This is a genomic window from Aeromonas sp. A35_P, from assembly GCF_002259925.1.
Lineage (GTDB): Bacteria > Pseudomonadota > Gammaproteobacteria > Enterobacterales > Aeromonadaceae > Aeromonas > Aeromonas dhakensis.
In genome coordinates, this window is record NZ_NEVB01000198.1 from 18,172 (window position 1) to 36,895 (window position 18,724).

An 18,724-nucleotide genomic window follows, 5' to 3' on the forward strand; every position below is an offset into this window, starting at 1 on the left:
AATACTCATTGGGCCCTCAGGCGCCGGATTTCATGCTCTCGATGCTCAATTTCATCTCGCCGAGACGCCGTGCCAGCGCCCCGACGTTCCCTGCCCCCTGGGTCAACACCAGATCGCCCTCGCCGACCAGGCCGGCCAGTACCGCCGGCACATCGTCCGGCGTCGCGACAAAGATGGGTTCCAGACTGCCGCGGGAGCGGATGGAGCGGCACAGGGCGCGACCATCGGCGCCCGGAATAGGCTCTTCACCGGCTGCATAGACCTCCAGCATTACCAGCACGTCCACCTTGGAGAGCACGTCCGCGAAGTCTTCATAGAGATCGCGGGTACGGGTGTAGCGGTGCGGCTGGAACACCATCACCAGTCGCTTCTCGGGCCAACCGGCGCGAGCGGCGTTGATGGTGACCTTGACCTCGCTCGGGTGGTGACCGTAGTCATCCACCAGCATGGCCTTGCCGCGGCCGGTCTCGAACTCGCCATATTGCTGGAAGCGGCGCCCCACCCCTTCAAACTTGGCCAGCGCCCGGATGATGGCATCATCGCCGATCCCGTCCTCGGTGGCGACCGCAATCGCCGCGGCGGCATTGAGGGCGTTGTGGATGCCGGGCAGATTGAGGGTTACCTCCAGCTCGCCGGCATCCTTGCGACGGACCCGGAAACGGCTGCGGTTGCTGGTCTGCACGAAGTCCAGCACCTGCACGTCGGCATCGTCACACAGGCCATAGGTGATGGTGGGACGGGCGATCTCCGGCAGCATGCCGCGGATCACAGGGTCATCCACACACACCACGGCCAGCCCGTAGAACGGCAGGTTGTGCAGGAAGTCGATGAAGGTGGCCTTCAGCTTGGAGAAGTCGCCACCATAGGTGTCCATGTGATCCGCTTCGATGTTGGTCACGATGGAAACCATCGGCTGCAGATGCAGGAAGGAGGCGTCGCTCTCGTCCGCTTCGGCAATCAGATAGCGGCTGCTGCCCAGGCGGGCATTGGTGCCGGCGCTATTGAGCAGCCCCCCGATGACGAAGGTCGGATCCCGGTCCGCTTCGGCATAGATGCTCGCCACCAGACTGGTGGTGGTGGTCTTGCCGTGGGTGCCGGCGATGGCGATGCCGTGACGGAAACGCATCAGCTCGGCCAGCATCTCGGCGCGGCGCACCACGGGGATCCGCAGCTCGCGGGCAGCCAGCAGCTCGGGGTTGTCCTGCTTGATGGCGGTAGAGACCACCACCACGCTCGCCTCGTTCACGTGCTCGGCACTGTGGCCTACGAAGATGTGGGCACCGAGGGACTCGAGCCGTTCGGTCACCGCATTGCGGGCCAGATCCGAGCCGGTCACCTGATAGCCTTCGTTGGCAAGGACTTCAGCGATACCGCCCATCCCGGCCCCACCGATGCCGATGAAGTGAATGCGACGCACCCGGCGCATTTCAGGGATAACGGTACGCAGTTTTGCCAGTTCAACCTTGGTCATAATCATCTCTCGCTCTGCCCAGTCGCCAGGCGTTTGCACTCATCGGCGACCCGCTCGGCGGCATCGGTGATGGCGACGCGACGGGCGGCCTGGGCCATGTTCAATAGGGTTTCCCTGCGCCCGGCAAGCCAGGAGAGACGCGCAGCCAGCGAGGCCGTGGTCAGCTCGGATTGGGGCAGGAATTCAGCCGCACCGCCGTCGACCAGGGTCAGGGCGTTGCGGGTCTGGTGATCATCCACCGCGTGGGGCAGCGGCACAAAGATGGCGGCAACCCCGGCGGCGGCGACTTCGGAGACTGTCAGCGCCCCGGCCCGGCACACCACCAGGTCTGCCCAGGCATAGGCACCGGCCATGTCCTTGATAAATTCACTCACCTCGGCCGCAACGCCCAGCTTGGCGTAGGCCTCAGCCACGGCATCGCGATTGCCCTTGCCGCACTGGTGACGCACCTCGATGGGCACACCGGCCGCCGCCACTGCCGGCGGCACCTGCTCGTTGAGCACCCGTGCTCCCAGACTGCCACCGACGATCAGCAGCCGCAGCGGCTCTGCACTGCTGCGCAGTTGCGGATCCGGCAGGGCAACCACCTCGGGACGCACCGGGTTACCCACCACGGCGGTGCGACGGCTCGGCGCAAAGGCGCCCGGGAAGGCCATCAGCACCCGCTTGGCGAAACGGGCCAGCAGCTTGTTGGTCATGCCGGCCGCAGCATTCTGTTCGTGCAGCAGTAACGGGATGCCGGACAGCCAGGCGGCCACGCCACCCGGACCGGAGGCAAAGCCGCCCATGCCGAGCACCACGTCGGGGCGAATGGTCTTGAGCACCCGGCGCGCCTGCAGCACGGATTTGACGATGCGATAGGGGGCCGCCAGCAGCCGCTTGATGCCATTGCCACGCACCCCCTGGATATCGATGAAGGAGATGGGATAACCATGGGCAGGCACCAGCTCCGCCTCCATCCGGTCGGCGGTGCCGAGCCAGTGAATGGTCCAGCCCTGGGCCTTGAGGCGATCGGCCACGGCCAGACCGGGGAACACGTGGCCCCCGGTACCACCTGCCATCACCAACAGCGTCTTGCTCACTAAACCTCCCGCACGCGCGCCTGGGCACTGGCCTGACGCAACTCGAAATCGATACGAATCAACATGCTCACCGCCACCATCATGATGATGAGGCTCGAACCACCATAACTGACCAGCGGCAGGGTCAGACCCTTGGTCGGCATCATGCCACTGGCGGCGCCGACGTTGACGAAGGTCTGGAAGCTGAACCAGATGCCGATGCCGATGGCCAGATAGCCTTCATACAGCCGCTCCGCCACCAGTGCCTGGTGGCCCAGCTTGAGCGCCTTGACCGAGAGCGCGAAGATGAGGAAGAGCGCGCCCAGCACGCCCACATACCCCAGCTCTTCACCCAGGATTGCAAACACGAAGTCGGTGTGGGCTTCCGGCAGGTACTCCATCTTCTGGATGGAGTTACCGAGCCCCTCGCCAAACCAGCTGCCACGGCCAAACGCCATCAGCGACTGGGTCAGCTGGTAGCCGCTGCCAAATGGATCGGCCCAGGGGTCGAGGAAGGAGGTGACCCGCCGCATCCGGTAGGGCTCGGCGATGATCAGGGTCACTACCGCGCTCACCCCCACCAGGATGAGGCCGATGAACTGTACCAGGCGGGCGCCGGCCAGAAACAGCATGCCCAGCGACGTCACGAACATCACCACCACAGAACCCAGATCGGGCTGTGCCAGCAGCAGGATGGCCACCACGAACAGCACAGCCATCGGCTTCATGAAGCCGATGAAGCGCTCGCGCACCTCGCTCTGGCGGCGTACCAGGTAGCCGGCCAGATAGACGAACAATGCCAGCTTGCCAAACTCGGCCGGCTGCAGGTTGAAGGGGCCGAGCGGCAACCAGCGCACCGAGCCGTTGACGCTGCGCCCCACCAGCAGCACCAGCACCAGCATGACGATGGCCAGCAGCAGCATGGGGCCGTTGTAGTGTTGCCAGCGGGCCATGGGCACCTGCAGCACGAACCAGGAGACCCCGAGCGCCATCAGTAGAAACAGACCGTGGCGCTTCACGAACATGAAGGGATCGTTGTTGATGGCGATCCCCTCCGGGATGGAGGCGGAGGCCACGATCACCAGCCCCACCGCCATCAGCGCCAGCGCCAGCACCACCAGCTGTCGGTCGTAGAGACCGGCAGGGCGTGCCGGCAACAGCCAGCGCTGCAGGAAGCCCGCTACCGCGCGCAGGGCGTTCATAAGGCCATCACCAGCTCGGTGAAACGATCACCGCGCGCTTCGAAGGACTTGAACTGGTCCAGGCTGGCACAGGCGGGTGCCAGCAGCACCCAGTCGCCGGGCCTGGCATCGGCAGCCGCCTTGGCGACCGCAGCGTCGAGATCGGCAACCCGCTCGGTCTGCTCACCCAGTGCCAGCAGCACCTCGGCATCCTGGCCGAAACAGTACATGTGATCGATCTGACTGCCGAGCAGCGCCTGCACCGGGCCGAAATCCTGGCCCTTGCCCTGGCCGCCGGCCAGCAGCAGCAGACGGCCTTTCACCGATTCACGCACCCCGGCCACGGCGGCCAGGGTCGCCCCCACGTTGGTGGCCTTGGAGTCGTTGATCCAGCGCACCCCGTTCACCTCGCGCACGAAACGGGCGCGGTGGGGCAACCCCTCGAAGCGGCGCAGCACGGCGAGCTGGGGCTCGCGCGGAATGCCCACAGCATCGCACAGGGCCATGGCGGCCAGGGCGTTGGCCTGGTTGTGGGCACCGACGATCTTCATCTCGTCTACCGCCAGCAGCGGCTCGCCGTGCAGGGTCAGCCACTGACACCCCTCCAGCTCGCAGCGGCCGTAACCGTTGCAGTCAAGGCCGAAGCTCTGCCACACCTGGCCCACGTCGGGCAGGGTCTGGGCATCGTCACGGTTCACCAGAATGTGCTGGGAGTGCTGATGGATCTCCATCTTGGCGGCGCGATAGTCGGCCATGCCCTGATAGCGATCCATATGATCTTCACTGAGGTTCAATACCACGGAAGCGGCGGCGCGCAGGCTGTGGGTGGTCTCCAGCTGGAAGCTGGAGAGCTCCAGCACGCAGAGATCCATCGGCTGCTTGAGCAGCTCAAGCGCCGGCGTGCCTATGTTGCCCCCCACCCCGACCTTGAGGCCGGCCTCGGCGATCATCTCGCCCACCAGGGTAGTCACTGTGCTCTTGCCGTTGGAGCCGGTGATGGCGATGACCGGCACTTCGGTGTCGCGCACGAACAGCTCGATGTCACCGATGATCTGCACTCCGCACTCGGCGGCGGCTTTCAGCTCGGGGGTGGCCAAGGCGATGCCCGGACTCGCCACTATCATGTGCGCCTGCTTGAGGCGCTCGCCGTCCAGCCCGTGAATGAGCTCCACCTCAGGTGGCAGCTGATCCTTGCCGGGCGGGTTGGCGCGGGTGTCCATCACCAGCGGCGTGACGCCACGGCCGAGGAAGTAGTCGACGCAGGAGAGTCCGGTTTTGCCGAGTCCGATGATGATGACCATGGCTTACCTCACCTTCAGGGTGGCAAGGCCGAGCAGCACCAGCATGAGGGTGATGATCCAGAAGCGCACGATGACGCGCGGCTCAGGCCAGCCCTTCTTCTCATAGTGGTGATGGATCGGCGCCATACGGAAGATGCGCACGCCGCGCAGCTTGTAGGAACCTACCTGCAGGATCACGGAGACGGTCTCCATCACGAAGACCCCGCCCATGATCACCAGCAGGAACTCCTGACGCACCAGCACGGCGATGGTGCCGAGCGCGCCGCCCAGCGCCAGGGAACCCACGTCCCCCATGAACACCTGGGCCGGATAGGTGTTGAACCAGAGGAACCCCAGACCTGCCCCGACGATGGCGGTACAGACGATCACCAGCTCGGAGGTATAGGGCACATAGGGAATGTGCAGGTAGCTGGCGAAATTGACGTTGCCGGTGGCCCAGGCGATGAAGGCGAAGCCCCCTGCCACCATGACGGTCGGCATGATGGCCAGACCGTCGAGGCCATCGGTCAGGTTGACCGCGTTGGAGGTGCCGACGATGACGAAGTAGGTCAGTACGATGAACATCAGGCCGAGCTGCGGCATCACGTCCTTGAGGAAGGGCACCACCAGCTGGGTCTGACCGTCGTGAGTGGCCGTGGCGTAGAGGAACACCGCCACTCCCAGCGCAACAGCGGATTGCCAGAAGTACTTCCAGCGGGCGATCAGGCCGTCGGTGTTCTTGCGCACCACCTTGAGGTAGTCATCAGCGAAGCCGATGGCGCCGTAGGCACCGAGCACGAACAGCACCAGCCAGACATAGGGGTTGTCGAGACGGCACCAGAGCAGTACCGAGATGAAGATGGCGGCGATGATCATCAGGCCGCCCATGGTCGGGGTGCCTTTCTTGCTCAGGTGCGACTCGGGGCCGTCGTTGCGGATCACCTGTCCGAATTTGAGGATCTGCAGGCGACGGATGAGGCGCGGTCCCATCCAGAGCGCCACCACCAGACCGGTGATGATCGACAGGATGGCCCGAAACGTCAGGTAGGAGAAGACGTTGAAGAAGGTGAAGTGCGGGGTGAGCAGTTCAGCCAGCCAGACTAGCATGTGGCCGACTCCTGATGGTCTTTGACCATCTCGACGATATCTTCCATGCGGGAGCCGCGGGCCCCCTTGACCAGAATCGAAATTTCTTGATGTGTTTTTATCATTTGCGCAAGCACTTCAAACAACGACGCCTTGTTATCGAAATGTCGACCAGCCGCGGCATCTGCGGTATGGCGACTGTCTTCTCCCACTGTCAACACGGCATCCAGGCCGCGCTCGCGGGCATGATGGCCAACCCGGGCATGTTGCTCGGCAGACTCCTCACCCAGTTCCCGCATGTCACCAAACACCAGCACCTTGAAGCCGCTCATGGCGGTCAGGGCATCGATGCCCGCCAGCACGGATTCCACGCTGGCGTTGTAGGTGTCGTCCACCAGGGTGAGACCACCCCAACGCTGGACACAGAAGCGCCCCTTGACCGGCGCCATCTGCTCGATCCCGGCCTTGACCGAGGCGAGCGAAGCCCCCAGGGCCAGACAGCCGGCCGTGGCGGCCAGCGCATTGGCCACATTGTGGCGACCAGGAATGGCCAGGGTCAGCGCCACTTCGCCCTGCGGGGTCACCATGACGAACTCGGCACAGCCCTGAGCGTTGAGTACCACGTCACGGGCATGATACGGCTGACGCTGATCGTCGATGGAGAAGGCGCAGTGAATGCCGCGCTCCTGCCACTTGGGCCAGAACTCGTTGTCGGCGTTGACGATGGCGGTGCCACCTTCGCACAGCCCCTCGAAGATTTCGCTCTTGGCGTGGAAGATCCCCTCAAGAGAACCAAAACCCTCGAGATGAGCCGCCGCCACGTTGTTGATGATGGCGGCATCAGGCTTGGCCAGTGAGGTGGTCCAGGCGATCTCGCCCGGGTGGTTGGCCCCCAGCTCCATCACTGCGAACTGGTGTTGCGGCTCGAGGCGCAGCAAGGTCAGCGGTACCCCCACCTCGTTGTTGAAGTTGCCGGCGGTGGCCAGCACTTCCCCTTCCTCGCGCAGGATGGCAGTCGCCATCTCCTTCACCGTGGTCTTGCCGCAGCTGCCGGTGATGGCCAGCACTTTCGGGTTGATGCGATCGCGCACCAGCCGGCCGAGGCAACCCAGCCCCTTGAGGGTATCGGCCACCACCAGCTGGGGGATCGCCAGCGGCAGCTCACGCTCCACCAGCAGGGCGGAGGCACCGGCGGCCACAGCCTGGTCGCAGAAATCGTGGGCATCGAAACGCTCGCCGCGCAGCGCCACGAACAGCGCGCCGGCGCCCAGGGTACGGGTGTCGGTACTGACAGCCGTGATCGCTTCGTCTTCACCAATCAGACGGGCATCGAGTACCTGCGCCAGCTCGGCAAGCCTGAGGGTCATCATGCGAATGACTCCAATAATGTGTGCAAGGCGGCCGCGACGGTTTCCCGGTCGCTGTAGTGCCGCTTGTCGGTTCCAATGATCTGATAATCCTCGTGGCCTTTACCTGCCACCAGGATGATGTCCTGTTTGCTCGCCTGGCTCAGCGCCAGCTGGATCGCCTTGACCCTGTCGTGCTCGATCTGCACGGCGCCGGGATCGCGAAGACCCGCCACCATGTCGGCCATGATCCGGGCCGGCTCCTCGGTACGGGGGTTGTCGTCGGTCAGGATCACGCGATCCGCATGCAGCTCGGCCATGGCGGCCATCATGGGGCGCTTGCCGCGATCCCGATCGCCGCCACATCCCACCAGGCACCAGAGCCGTCCTTCACAGTGCACCCGCAGGGCCTGCAGCGCCTTCTCCAGCGCATCCGGCGTGTGGGCATAATCGACCACGGCGAGCGGCGCCTTGCCGCCACCGAAACACTCCATACGACCGGTCACCGGCTGCAGTTGTGGTGCGCTGGCCAGCAACTCGTCGAAGTCATAACCGAGCACCAGCATGGCGCCCATCGCGGCCAGCACGTTGCTGACGTTGAAGCGCCCGAGCAAGGGGGCGGATAATACACCATTCCCCCAACTGGAGTTAATCTGCGTGCGAAAACCTTGCTGGTGGAAATGGGGGTCTTGCGCCGTCAGCTGTCGCCCCGGGTGATTGGCCACCGGGCCGTGCACGCTGAACGCCACCGCGGTCGGATAAGCGGCCAGCCACTGGCGACCCAGGCGGTCATCGGCATTGAGCACGGCGCAAGGTTCGGCCACCAGTTTCAGCAGCTCTTCCTTGGCGGCGCCATAGGCCTCCATGGTGCCGTGATAGTCCAGATGATCCCGGCTCAGGTTGGTGAACACGGCAGCGGCAAACGGCAGGGCAGCCACGCGATGCTGCACCAGACCGTGGCTGGAAACCTCCATCGCCACCAGATCCGCCCCCTGCGCCTGCAGGGCGGCCAGATTGGCCTGCACCTGCAGCGCGCTGCCGGTGGTGTTCTCAGCTTCGATAAGATCGCCGAACAGGCCGTTGCCGATCGTGCCCATCACCCCGGCCTTGCCCCCCAGCAGGGTGCGCCAGTTGGCGACCAGCAGTGCCGTGGTGCTCTTGCCGTTGGTGCCTGTGATGCCCACCAGCGCCAGCTTGCTGGCCGGCTGGTCGTAGAAATAGCCGGCCAGCTCGGAGAGGCGGGCCGGCAGATTGGGCACGCCGATGCAGGGCACGGCCAGCGTTGGGGCCACGAATTCCCCGTCCTCTTCAAACAGTACGGCGGTCGCTCCCTGAGCCACCGCCTGTTCGATAAACCGTCTGCCATCCACCTGATGCCCGCGAATCGCCACGAAGAGACAACCGGGCCCGACGCGCCGACTGTCCAGCTGGATGTCGGTGAGTGCGAGCGCCGGGGCAGTAATGCCAAAAGGGCGCATCAGCTGATCAAGTGCGCGGGACAACATTGGAAGCCTCCGTACGGGCAAGTTTGGTGGGTACCGCTGGCGGCACCGCGTCGGGACGAATATTGAAGAGTTGCAGCACCCCGCCCATGGCTTCGGCAAACGGCGGGGTCGCCACGGCGCCACCGTAGTAGGCATCGCCCTTGGGCTCGTTGATCACCACCACCATAACGAAGCGCGGGTTGCTGGCCGGGGCGAAGCCGGCGAACCAGGCCATGTAATCCTTGCCGTAGCCGCCGGCCACGGCGACCTTGGCGGTACCACTCTTGCCGCCGACCCGGTAGCCCGGGATCTTGGCTTTCGGAATGGCATTGTCGACCACATACTCCAGCGCCTGCAGCATGGCGGTGGCGTTGTTGTGGTCGATGACTTGCTCACCCTTGGGCGGCTCGCTCACCTTGACGATGGAGATGGGCACCCGCTTGCCCTTGTTGGCCAGGGTGGCATAGGCGGAGGCCAGCTGCAGCGGGGTCACCCGCAGGCCATAGCCGAACGACAGAGTGGCCCGTTCGATATCGGACCAGCGCCGGCGCTGGGGCAGCATGCCGCTGCTCTCGCCCATCAGGCCGCTGCCGGTATCCATCCCGAAGCCCACCATGCTGAGGGTGTTGATCATCTCCTGGGCCGGCATCCGCAGTGCGATGCGCGACATGCCGATGTTGGAGGAGTAGCGCAGGATGTCGTACAGGTTGGTCGCTTTGTGAATACTCACGTCGCGGATCTGCTTGGCCCCGATGAACAGGGGGCCACCCTGGATGGTGTCCTTCCAGCTGGTGACGCCAGCCTGCAGGGCACTCAGCAGGATCAGGGGTTTGACGGTGGAGCCCGGTTCATAGGTGTCGGTCACCACCCGGTTGCGCACCCGGAAACTCTGGTACTGACCGCGGTTGTTGGGGTTGTAGGAGGGGGTATTGACCATGGCGAGCACCTCGCCGGTCTTCACGTCCAGCATCACCATGGAGCCGGAGGTCGCCTTGTTCTCGTCGGTGGCCCGCTTGAGTGCCCGGTAGGCCAGCGCCTGTACCCGCTGATCGATGCTCAGCTGCAGATCGTTGGCGTTCTTGCCCTCTTTCACCAGCCCGAGCCGCTCGATGACCCGACCCTGCCGGTCCTTGCGCACCCGCATCTCGCCCGGGGTCGCGGTCAGCCATTCGTCATAGCTGCGCTCGATCCCCTCGATGCCATGCCCATCGATGTTGGTCACCCCCACCAGATGGGCGCTGATCTCGCCGGTCGGATAGAAACGGCGCGACTCCGGACGTAGGTAGATGCCGCCCAGCTTGAGCCCCTTGATGTACTCAGACACCGCCGGCGTCACCTGCCGCTGCAGGTAGACGAAGCGCTTGCTCGGGTTGGATATGCGGTGCTTGAGGGTATTGATGTCGAGCTTGAGCACGGCGGAGAGCGCCATCCAGGCCCGTTCGTTGTGGATGGCACCGGATTCATGCACCGTCTTGGGATCGGCCCACACCGCTTCGACCGGTACCGACACCGCCAGCTGTTCGCCGTTGCGATCGGTGATCATGCCACGCACCGCCTGGGTGGAGGTGGTGCGCAGCGAGCGCATGTCCCCCTCCTGACGCAGCCTGTCCGGGTCGATCACCTGGATCCAGGCCAGCCGCAGGATCAAGCCGGCAAACGCAATGCCGATGAAAAACACCAGCGTGCGAAAGCGCCACGGATAGAGTGACGGAGCTTTGACCTTGGGTTGGGCCTTGGCGGATGCCTTGCGTTTCATGGTTGTGTAATTACCTTCTCGGTGGTCACCAGCGGGCGAGCCATCTGCAACTTGTCCATGGCCAGACTCGCGACCCGGGAGTGCTCTGCCAGCGTGCCCTGCTCCAGCAGCAAGTGGCGCCACTCGATGTTGAGCCGATCCTCCTCCGCCATCAGGTCATTCTGCTTGGCGGTGAGGCCGCGAGTCATGTTGGTCACCAGGATCACGGCAAAGGCGGTGATCAGCACGGCGATGGCCAGCACCACCTGCAGCTTGTGCCGCCAGAGATCGCCGAGGATCTCCCTGGCCAGATGAACACGCACCTCGCTCATGGCTTACTCCGCCAGCCGCTGGGCCACCCGCAGCACCGAGCTGCGTGACCGGCTGTTTTCGTTGACTTCATGCTCGGAAGGCTTGAGCGCCTTGCCGACCGATTTCAGTTTGCGACCGCCGGCCAGCTGGGCCTCGGTCAGCGGAATGCCGTGCGGCACTTCCGGGCCTTTCTCGTGCTTGCGGATGAAGTGCTTCACCAGCCGGTCTTCCAGCGAGTGGAAGCTGATGACGGAGAGGCGGCCGTGGGGGGCCAGCACTTCCAGGGCCCCGTTGAGTGCGGTCTCGATCTCGTCCAGTTCGCTGTTGATGTAGATGCGGATGGCCTGGAAGCTGCGGGTGGCAGCGTGCTTGCCCTTTTCCTTGTTCGGATTGACCCGGGCGATCATCTCCGCCAGCTGGCGGGTGCGAACATAGGGCTCGGTGACCCGGTCATGCACGATGGCGCGGGCAATCTTCTTGGCAAAGCGCTCCTCGCCAAAGGTCTTCAGTACCCAGGCGATGTCGTCCACGTCAGCCCTGGCCAGCCATTCGGCGGCGCTCTGACCGGAAGTGGGATCCATCCGCATGTCGAGCGGGCCGTCCTTCATGAAGCTGAAACCGCGCTCGGCATCGTCCAGCTGGGGGGAAGAAACCCCCAGATCCAGCAGGAAGCCATCGACCTTGCCCAGCAGGCCGCGCTCACTCAGGTAGGTGGTGATGCCGGAAAACGGGCCGTGCACGATCTCAAAACGCGGATCCTGGATCTTGGCCGCTTCGGCGATGGCCTGAGGATCCCGATCAATGGCGATCAGGCGGCCATTGGGGCCCAGCTGCTGCAGGATAAGGCGCGAGTGACCGCCCCGGCCAAACGTACCGTCGACGTAGATGCCGTCCGGCTTGATGGCCAGCCCTTCGACGGCTTCGTGCAGCAGCACTGTGATGTGTTCAGCGGCTTGGGTCATTTATAAAGAAAAATCCTGTAGTCGTGGCGAGCTTGCCCAGTCATCCTCGGGCAGGCCCTGAATGTCGTCATTGACCTGTTGTTGCCAGCGGGCTTCATCCCACAGCTCAAATTTGTTGAGCTGGCCCACCAGCATGATTTTCTTGTCCAGCCCCGCGTGGCTGCGCAGTGGCTGGCTGAGCAGCAGACGGCCATTGCCGTCCAGCTCGCATTCGGTCGCATGCCCGAGCAACAACCGCTGCAGGCGGCGCTCCAGGGGATTCATGCTGGAGAGGGTCTTGAGCTTGCGCTCGATCTCTTCCCATTCGTTCAGGGGGTAAAGCAGCAGACAGGGGTGGGCAATATCGATGGTGCAGACCAGCTGGCCCTCGCTCTCGTCGCGCAGCCAATCACGGTACTTGGTCGGAATCGCCAATCGCCCCTTGCTGTCCAGGCTGATGGCATGCGCACCACGCAACAAATTGCAGTCCCTGAAGATGAGTTAAAGGGGGCAAACCGCCCAGTAAAAACCACTTTGATCCACTTTTCCCCACCTTGAAGTTTAAGGACGTGCTGAGGGCTTTTCAAGCGAGGATCTCGGGCATGGGGAACATATTGACGCAGCATTTTCGCAGCGAGGATTAAATGAGTTGATTTTCCACAAGTTATTTGTGTTAGCCGCAATTCGATTAATTTTCGGCAATTAAAAAACTGACGAGTTGCGCGAATAAACATCAGCCATGCAGGTCACGCTTCTCCAGCGCCATCACAATACTGACATCATGGACAAAAACCACATAACAGATTGATATAAAACACATTTGTTAAGCATGGCCAGCCCGATAGTAAATATTCCGAGTCAACCGAGACAGTATTTTTCGGTTAATAAAAAGAGCCTTGCGATAAATCGCAAGGCTCTTCAGGAAAGAGGTCGGAGTCGGCCTGTAAGCCGGGTTCTGTACCGGGTTGCCCCGGGTAGCAATCATTCCTCTAGGCCAGCAATCGCTCGCTGGCTCAAGCAACCTACCCGCCCCCAACGCGGGCCGCGCCAATAGGGGCCTATTTGGTCTTGCTTCGGGTGGAGTTTACCGTGCCACGAACTGTTGCCAGTCGCGCGGTGCGCTCTTACCGCACCCTTTCACCCTTACCTGATCCCTTGCGGGCCATCGGCGGTCTGCTCTCTGTTGCACTGGTCGTAGGCTCGCGCCCCCCAGGCGTTACCTGGCACCCTGCCCTATGAAGCCCGGACTTTCCTCCCCTCCGCCCGTCTGTCCCGAGGGACACAACGACGAAGCAGCGATTGCCCAGCCAACTCCGAGGCGCGGATTATAGCCTCGTGATGCCGGCGGGGTAAACCGGCAATTCCCGTTTACGGCAATTAATAGTGCTCGAGACCGTACTTGTAGAGGGCATTCTTCTTCACGCCGTGGATCTCGGCGGTCAGCGCCGCCGCTTTTTTCAGCGGCAGCTCGGCCACCAGCAGCCCCAGGGTGCGGATTGCCTCAGCGGGCAAGGACTCTTCGTCCTTGCTCGCCCCCGCCACCACCAGCACGATCTCGCCGCGGCAGCGGTTGTCATCTTCGCCGAGCCAGGTCAGCATCTCGGAGGCTGGCAGACCGTGGATCGACTCGAAGGTCTTGGTCAGCTCGCGGCACACCACCACCTGGCGCTCACCCAGAATGCGGGCGATCGCTTCCACCGTCTCCTGCACCCGGCGCGGCGATTCGTAGAACACCAGCGAGCGGGTGTCCTCAATCACGGCCTGCAGACGATCATCACGCCCCTTGGCTTTCGCCGGCAGAAAACCCTCGAAGGCGAAACGGTCGGTAGGCAACCCGGCGGCGGAGAGCGCCGTGATGGCGGCGCAGGGGCCGGGCAGCGGCACTACTTTCACCCCGGCTTCGCGACAACGGGTGACCAGGTGATAACCGGGGTCGCTGATGAGTGGCGTGCCCGCGTCGGAGACCAGGGCCACGCTCTTGCCCTCCTTGATACGGCCGATCAGCACGTCGGCTTTCTGCTGTTCGTTGTGATCATGCAGCGCAAAGGTCGGTACCGAGATCTGGTAGTGGCTGAGCAGGATGCCGGTATGACGGGTATCCTCGGCGGCCACCAGATCGACGCTGCGCAGCACATCCAGTGCTCGCTGGGTGATGTCGGCCAGATTGCCGATCGGAGTGGGGACTATATACAGGGTTGGGATGTCACTCATGGGAGCTCCGAGTGTCCCGACAATTGTGTCGCCATATTGGCCCGTTTACACTATGGAGAATTTCAACACTGGTCGGGGAATGAACTTGAACCGGGTTATAAAGCAGCTAAGTGTATCACGACTCTTCGGCATCCTACTCGCGGCAGTCCTGCTCGCCGCCTGTGCGTCGGAGCCCAATCAACCCGCTGGCCAGTCCGGCATGCCGTCGGCCTTCTCGGATCTCACCAAGAATGCCCAGTGGTATCTGGCCCAGGTGGACCCGGCCAAACCGGCCGAAGCCTTCACCTGGCAAGTGATGGCGGCGCGCAGCTATCTGGCGCTCGGTCAGGCCAAGCCGGCCGCGGCCCTGTTCCAGCAATTGCAGAAGCAAGCCCAGAGCGCCGAGCAGAAGGCCCAGCTGCAACTGCTGCAGGCTCACCTGCTGCTCGCCCAGGGCAATGCCAATCAGGCGCTGATCCTGCTGGAAGGCAAGCCCGATGTGGCGCTGGATGCTGATACCCAGAAGGACTGGTACCGCCAGCGCGTGGTGCTGCAGCTCGACATCAACAACAAGTTTGGTGCCGCCAAGTCGCTGATCCTGCTGGAACCCTACCTGGCCCAGAATGAGCTGGCCACCAATCATCAGCAGATCTGGTCCCTGCTCAAGAGCATGACCCCTTCTACCCTGCAGGCGCTGGAAGAGGCACCGGCCCCCGATGTCACCACCGGCTGGCTGCGGCTGGCAGCGCTGGTGAATGAATTCGGTGCCCAGCCCAATCAGCTGGCTCGCCAGCTGGCCGGCTGGAAACAGGCCTTCCCGAACCACCCGGCCCAGAAAGACATGCCGGCCGGACTCGGTGATCTGGCCACCAGCAACATCAATGCCCTGCAGCAGATCGCCGTCTTCCTGCCGCTGTCCGGCAACCTAGAACCGCAGGGTGCGGCAATCCGCAACGGCATGCTGATGTCTTACAAGGAAAATCAGAGCCAGTTTACCCTGAACTTCTACGATACCCAGACCAAGTCGACGGCGGATCTCTACAAGCAGGCCATTCAGGAAGGGGCCAACATGATCATCGGCCCGCTGCTCAAAGACCGAGTCGAAGAGCTGCTCAAGGCCAATCCGACCGTGCTGGTACTGGCGCTCAACGAACTGGACAAACCGATCGTCAACGACACCACCTATTACTTCTCCCTCTCTGCCGCCGCCGATGCAACGCAGGCTGCCCAGTACCTCTATGGCCAGGGTTATCGTAAGCCCCTGCTCATCGCGGCACAGGGGCGGATCGGTTACAGCAGCATCAAGGCGTTTGAACAGGCCTGGGCAACCGTAAGCCAGGACAAACCGGTCGTGGCCACTTTCGGTGCCCGCAACGAAGTTCAGGGTATGGTCAAGAATGCGTTGAGCGGCCGCTCCACCGCCCGGGCTGGCGAAGTGGTTCAGCTCTCCGCTGCCGCCCCGCGCAGCATCGACGTGGTCTATGTGGTCGCCAACAGCCTGGAGACCCGGATGATCAAGCCCTACGTCGACATCTCGGTCAATCCGATGGGCAGCCTGCCGATCTACAGCAGCTCGCGCAGCTACGACAGCGCCACCACCGAGGTGGCCTCCGAGCTCAACGGCATGCACATCTCCGACATGCCGCTGCTGCTTGGCGGTTACGAGAAGCAGCGCGAGCAGATCGCCCTGCTTTGGCCGCAGACCCAGGGCGACCTGCTGCGTCTGTTTGCGCTGGGCTATGACGCCGTCAGCCTGGCGGAGAACCTGCAGCAGATGCGCAAGGTCAACGCCATGCAGCAGCCCGGCATGAGCGGTCAACTGAGCGTGGATGCCGGCGGCAACATAGTGCGGGTACTGGACTGGGCCACCTACCAGAATGGCAAGCTGGTCAGTGACAGTGCCATGCCCCAGCTCGAGGGAGTCCCCCATGAAGGTACTTCTGGCACGGATGCGCCGGCAGTTACAGAACCTGTTCCCGTCACCAACGAGCAAGGGACAGCACTTTGAGCAGGTAGCGGAGCGCTGGTTGCAGGCCCGCGGCCTGCAACCCGTGACCCGCAACTATCGCTGCCGGGGCGGCGAGATCGATCTCGTCATGCGCCAGGGGGAGACCCTGGTGTTCGTCGAGGTTCGCTATCGCGCCCAGGCCAGCCACGGCGGCGCCGCCAGCTCCGTCACCCGACGCAAACAGCACAAGATCGTGCTGGCGGCACGCCACTATTTCAAGCAACATGCCATCAACGAGGCCAACCAGGCCTGCCGATTCGATGTGATCGCGTTCGAAGGCGACCAGCCGGACTGGATCCAGAACGCATTTTAAGAGGACCCCATGACTGACCGCATCAAAGAAAACTACACCGAGAGCATCCAGACCAAGATAGCCGCCGCCGAGGCGCTGCCGGATGCCATCCATACTGCAGCCCAGATGCTGACCATCTGTCTGCTCAATGGCCACAAGGTGATGGCATGCGGCAATGGTCCCTCCGCAGCACTGGCCCAGCTGTTCATCTCTGAACTGGTCAACTGCTACGAAACCGAGCGCCCCTCCCTGCCCGGCATGGCGCTGACCCCGGACATGGCAACCATCAGTGCCATCGCCACCGACCACGGCTTTGAAGAGGTGTACGCCAAGCAGATCCGTGCACTCGGTCAGCCCGGCGACATCCTGGTGGTCATCACCACCACGGGTAACAGTCGCAGCCTGATCAAGGCCGCCGAGGCCGCCCTCTCCCGCGACATGACCATAGTGGTGCTGGGTGGCGGTGATGGCGGCGAGATCGCCGGTCTGCTCGGTCCCAACGATGTGGAAATCCGGGTGCCATCTGCCCGTCGCCCCCGCATTCTGGAAGTGAACCTGTTGACCCTGCACTGCCTGTGTGATCTCATCGACCAGACTCTTTTCCCGCAACAGGAAGATTGAAACCATGAAGAAGCAAACGATCCTGCTCGGCCTGCTGGCCGGCACCCTGCTGCTGCAAGGTTGTGCGGCCGTGGTGGTCGGTGGTGCCGCCGGTACCGCCAAGGCTTCCGGCGATCGCCGCACCCTGGGCGCCCAATGGGACGATCAGGCCATCGAACTGAAGGCGGCCAACCTGCTGGCCGACAACAAGCCGCTGAGCGCGGCCAGCAAGATCAGTGTCTACAGCAACAACGGCCGGGTACTGCTGGTCGGTCAGACACCTTCTGACGCTTACAAGCTCGAGGCTGGCAAGATAGTGGCCCGCATCGAGGGGGTGCGCCACGTCTACAACGAGCTGCGCCTCGGCCAGCCGGTCAGCATAGGGGTACGCAGCAACGACACCTGGATCACCTCCAAGGTGCGGGCTGACATGCTGGGCGCCAAGAACTTCGACAGCGCCAAGGTCAAGGTGGTCACCGAGAATGGCGAGGTGTTCCTGATTGGCCTGGTGACCCGCCAGGAGGGGGATCAGGCCGTCGAGATCGCCCGCCACGTCAGCGGTGTGAAGCGCGTGATCAAGGCCTTCGAGTTTGCCCAGAACTGACCCTGTTGATCGCCATAAAAAAACGCAGCCAATTGGCTGCGTTTTTTATTTGATGACCTTCAGGGTCGGACGACCGCTCGGGCGCGGCGGTTCCGGCTCGGGCTCCACCGGCGTTTCGGCCTGCTCCAACCAGAGATCATAGCCAGGCTCGGGCGGGAACATGGTGCCCACGCCGTTTTCCCGGGCATGAATGGCCAGCACGGCCGCCATCGGGATGTAGACCTGCTGGGAAACCCCACCAAAACGGGCGCTGAAGCTGATGGCATCATTGTCCATGTGGAACTGCCCAACCGCGCGAGGTGCGATGTTCAGCACTATCTGTCCATCCTGGACGAACTGCATCGGCACCATCACATGGGGGATGTTGACGTTGACCACCAGGTGAGGGGTCAGGTCATTGTCCAGCAACCAGTCAAAGAACGCCCGCAACAGATACGGGCGACTGGGCGTCATCGTCGGTTCCATGCTCATACGCCGGCGCGGATCTCGCGCTCGGCTTCGGTCAGGGAAGCCTGGAAGGATTCACGTTCGAACAGACGAACCATGTAGGCCTTCAGCTCTTTGGCACCACGACCGGTGAAGTCGATACCCAGGCTTGGCAGACGCCACAGCAGCGGGGCCATGTAGCAGTCGACCAGACCGAACTCTTCGCTCATGAAATAGGGCATCTCACCGAAGATGGGGGCGATGGCCAGCAGGTTGTCCCGCAGCTCGGCACGCGCCGCATCCACGTCGGTACCCGCCATGATCTTGTCGGCCAGGGAGTACCAGTCCAGCTCGATGCGATGCATCATCAGACGGCTGTTGCCGCGCGCCACCGGGTATACCGGCATCAGGGGCGGGTGCGGGAAACGCTCGTCCAGATATTCCATGATGATGCGCGAGGTGTAGAGCGCCAGCTCCCGATCGACCAGGGTAGGTACAGTGTTGTACGGGTTCAGCTCGGCCAGCTCATCCGGCAGGTTGGCAGGGTCTACCTGGCAAATATCTACGCTAACACCCTTCTCCGCCAGGACAATGCGCACCTGATGGCTGAACATGTCGTTGGCACCGGAAAACAGCGTCATTACCGAACGCTTATTGGCAGCTACAGCCATTGAACCCTCCCGTCATTAAAAAGCAGAAACGGCAAT

18 protein-coding genes and 1 other RNA gene are annotated in these 18,724 nt (G+C 63.1%); 4 read left to right on the plus strand and 15 right to left on the minus strand.

Features of this window, described 5'->3' with window-relative positions:
• Window positions 1–16 precede the first annotated feature (16 nt).
• The 13 genes from murC to rsmI form a co-directional block, all read right to left on the minus strand.
• The gene (gene murC, locus CAK78_RS13710) at window positions 17–1,471 is read right to left on the minus strand and encodes a UDP-N-acetylmuramate--L-alanine ligase (RefSeq protein WP_094697636.1); all 1,455 of its coding nucleotides are present in this window, start codon (window positions 1,469–1,471) and stop codon (window positions 17–19) included.
• Window positions 1,472–1,473: 2 nt separating this feature from the next.
• On the minus strand, window positions 1,474–2,553 hold the full coding sequence (murG, locus tag CAK78_RS13715; RefSeq protein WP_094697637.1) for an undecaprenyldiphospho-muramoylpentapeptide beta-N-acetylglucosaminyltransferase: 1,080 nt from the start codon (window positions 2,551–2,553) through the stop codon (window positions 1,474–1,476).
• Window positions 2,553–3,734 carry a cell division protein FtsW gene (ftsW, locus tag CAK78_RS13720; protein ID WP_005305703.1) on the minus strand — a complete coding sequence of 394 codons (1,182 nt, stop codon included), beginning with the start codon at window positions 3,732–3,734 and terminating at the stop codon, window positions 2,553–2,555. Before ftsW ends, murG begins: the two co-directional genes overlap by 1 nt.
• On the minus strand, window positions 3,731–5,014 hold the full coding sequence (murD, locus tag CAK78_RS13725; RefSeq protein ID WP_094697638.1) for a UDP-N-acetylmuramoyl-L-alanine--D-glutamate ligase: 1,284 nt from the start codon (window positions 5,012–5,014) through the stop codon (window positions 3,731–3,733). The genes ftsW and murD overlap by 4 nt, the downstream gene beginning before the upstream one ends.
• A 3-nt stretch (window positions 5,015–5,017) precedes the next feature.
• Entirely contained in the window at window positions 5,018–6,100 is a 1,083-nt protein-coding gene (gene mraY / locus CAK78_RS13730; protein WP_005305710.1) for a phospho-N-acetylmuramoyl-pentapeptide-transferase, read from the minus strand.
• Window positions 6,094–7,449: a UDP-N-acetylmuramoyl-tripeptide--D-alanyl-D-alanine ligase gene (locus CAK78_RS13735; protein ID WP_094697639.1), complete on the minus strand. Its 1,356-nt coding sequence runs from the start codon at window positions 7,447–7,449 to the stop codon at window positions 6,094–6,096. The genes mraY and CAK78_RS13735 overlap by 7 nt, the downstream gene beginning before the upstream one ends.
• A complete protein-coding gene (gene murE / locus CAK78_RS13740) occupies window positions 7,446–8,930 on the minus strand; it encodes a UDP-N-acetylmuramoyl-L-alanyl-D-glutamate--2,6-diaminopimelate ligase (RefSeq protein WP_019839160.1) in 1,485 nt (494 codons plus the stop codon). Before murE ends, CAK78_RS13735 begins: the two co-directional genes overlap by 4 nt.
• Window positions 8,911–10,665, minus strand: coding sequence for a peptidoglycan glycosyltransferase FtsI (locus CAK78_RS13745; protein ID WP_005305719.1), 1,755 nt, complete (start codon window positions 10,663–10,665; stop codon window positions 8,911–8,913). The genes murE and CAK78_RS13745 overlap by 20 nt, the downstream gene beginning before the upstream one ends.
• Window positions 10,662–10,976: a cell division protein FtsL gene (gene ftsL, locus CAK78_RS13750; protein WP_005305726.1), complete on the minus strand. Its 315-nt coding sequence runs from the start codon at window positions 10,974–10,976 to the stop codon at window positions 10,662–10,664. The genes CAK78_RS13745 and ftsL overlap by 4 nt, the downstream gene beginning before the upstream one ends.
• Window positions 10,977–10,979: 3 nt before the next feature.
• Window positions 10,980–11,918 (minus strand): 16S rRNA (cytosine(1402)-N(4))-methyltransferase RsmH, encoded by a 939-nt coding sequence (gene rsmH / locus CAK78_RS13755; RefSeq protein ID WP_094697640.1) that lies wholly within the window; start codon window positions 11,916–11,918, stop codon window positions 10,980–10,982.
• Window positions 11,919–12,377, minus strand: a complete 459-nt coding sequence (gene mraZ, locus CAK78_RS13760) for a division/cell wall cluster transcriptional repressor MraZ (protein ID WP_005305730.1) — start codon at window positions 12,375–12,377, stop codon at window positions 11,919–11,921. It abuts the gene before it with no gap.
• 448 nt (window positions 12,378–12,825) lie between these two features.
• Window positions 12,826–13,212: RNase P RNA component class A (gene rnpB / locus CAK78_RS13765), an RNA gene on the minus strand.
• Between the two features lie 62 nt (window positions 13,213–13,274).
• The gene (gene rsmI, locus CAK78_RS13770) at window positions 13,275–14,108 is read right to left on the minus strand and encodes a 16S rRNA (cytidine(1402)-2'-O)-methyltransferase (RefSeq protein ID WP_094697641.1); all 834 of its coding nucleotides are present in this window, start codon (window positions 14,106–14,108) and stop codon (window positions 13,275–13,277) included.
• Between the two features lie 79 nt (window positions 14,109–14,187).
• Here rsmI and CAK78_RS13775 point away from each other — a divergent pair, with 79 nt between their 5' ends.
• Genes CAK78_RS13775 through dolP form a run of 4 tightly spaced genes read left to right on the plus strand, consistent with a single transcriptional unit; the run spans window position 14,188 to window position 17,591 of the window.
• Window positions 14,188–16,095: a penicillin-binding protein activator gene (locus CAK78_RS13775; protein ID WP_094697642.1), complete on the plus strand. Its 1,908-nt coding sequence runs from the start codon at window positions 14,188–14,190 to the stop codon at window positions 16,093–16,095.
• Entirely contained in the window at window positions 16,037–16,408 is a 372-nt protein-coding gene (locus CAK78_RS13780) for a YraN family protein (RefSeq protein ID WP_026140996.1), read from the plus strand. The genes CAK78_RS13775 and CAK78_RS13780 overlap by 59 nt, the downstream gene beginning before the upstream one ends.
• A gap of 9 nt (window positions 16,409–16,417) precedes the next feature.
• Window positions 16,418–17,008, plus strand: coding sequence for a D-sedoheptulose-7-phosphate isomerase (locus tag CAK78_RS13785; RefSeq protein ID WP_005305871.1), 591 nt, complete (start codon window positions 16,418–16,420; stop codon window positions 17,006–17,008).
• Between the two features lie 4 nt (window positions 17,009–17,012).
• The gene (gene dolP / locus CAK78_RS13790) at window positions 17,013–17,591 is read left to right on the plus strand and encodes a division/outer membrane stress-associated lipid-binding lipoprotein (protein WP_094697643.1); all 579 of its coding nucleotides are present in this window, start codon (window positions 17,013–17,015) and stop codon (window positions 17,589–17,591) included.
• A gap of 45 nt (window positions 17,592–17,636) precedes the next feature.
• Here the strand turns inward: dolP and CAK78_RS13795 are convergent, their stop codons facing one another.
• A complete protein-coding gene (locus CAK78_RS13795) occupies window positions 17,637–18,062 on the minus strand; it encodes a ClpXP protease specificity-enhancing factor (protein WP_176452793.1) in 426 nt (141 codons plus the stop codon).
• Window positions 18,059–18,688, minus strand: coding sequence for a stringent starvation protein SspA (gene sspA / locus CAK78_RS13800; protein WP_010635939.1), 630 nt, complete (start codon window positions 18,686–18,688; stop codon window positions 18,059–18,061). Before sspA ends, CAK78_RS13795 begins: the two co-directional genes overlap by 4 nt.
• Between the last annotated feature and the right edge of the window lie 36 nt (window positions 18,689–18,724).

Bases quoted from the DNA above. Each gene is read 5' to 3' on its own strand.
- murD (WP_094697638.1), bottom strand. From the start codon at position 5,014: ATGGTCATCATCATCGGACTCGGCAAAACCGGACTCTCCTGCGTCGAC.
- mraY (WP_005305710.1), bottom strand. From the start codon at position 6,100: ATGCTAGTCTGGCTGGCTGAACTGCTCACCCCGCACTTCACCTTCTTC.
- rsmI (WP_094697641.1), bottom strand. From the start codon at position 14,108: ATGAGTGACATCCCAACCCTGTATATAGTCCCCACTCCGATCGGCAAT.
- ftsL (WP_005305726.1), bottom strand. From the start codon at position 10,976: ATGAGCGAGGTGCGTGTTCATCTGGCCAGGGAGATCCTCGGCGATCTC.
- CAK78_RS13735 (WP_094697639.1), bottom strand. From the start codon at position 7,449: ATGATGACCCTCAGGCTTGCCGAGCTGGCGCAGGTACTCGATGCCCGT.
- murE (WP_019839160.1), bottom strand. From the start codon at position 8,930: ATGTTGTCCCGCGCACTTGATCAGCTGATGCGCCCTTTTGGCATTACT.
- ftsW (WP_005305703.1), bottom strand. From the start codon at position 3,734: ATGAACGCCCTGCGCGCGGTAGCGGGCTTCCTGCAGCGCTGGCTGTTG.
- dolP (WP_094697643.1), top strand. From the start codon at position 17,013: ATGAAGAAGCAAACGATCCTGCTCGGCCTGCTGGCCGGCACCCTGCTG.
- CAK78_RS13795 (WP_176452793.1), bottom strand. From the start codon at position 18,062: ATGAGCATGGAACCGACGATGACGCCCAGTCGCCCGTATCTGTTGCGG.
- sspA (WP_010635939.1), bottom strand. From the start codon at position 18,688: ATGGCTGTAGCTGCCAATAAGCGTTCGGTAATGACGCTGTTTTCCGGT.
- CAK78_RS13775 (WP_094697642.1), top strand. From the start codon at position 14,188: ATGAACTTGAACCGGGTTATAAAGCAGCTAAGTGTATCACGACTCTTC.
- CAK78_RS13745 (WP_005305719.1), bottom strand. From the start codon at position 10,665: ATGAAACGCAAGGCATCCGCCAAGGCCCAACCCAAGGTCAAAGCTCCG.
- CAK78_RS13785 (WP_005305871.1), top strand. From the start codon at position 16,418: ATGACTGACCGCATCAAAGAAAACTACACCGAGAGCATCCAGACCAAG.
- murC (WP_094697636.1), bottom strand. From the start codon at position 1,471: ATGACCAAGGTTGAACTGGCAAAACTGCGTACCGTTATCCCTGAAATG.
- rsmH (WP_094697640.1), bottom strand. From the start codon at position 11,918: ATGACCCAAGCCGCTGAACACATCACAGTGCTGCTGCACGAAGCCGTC.
- CAK78_RS13780 (WP_026140996.1), top strand. From the start codon at position 16,037: ATGCGCCGGCAGTTACAGAACCTGTTCCCGTCACCAACGAGCAAGGGA.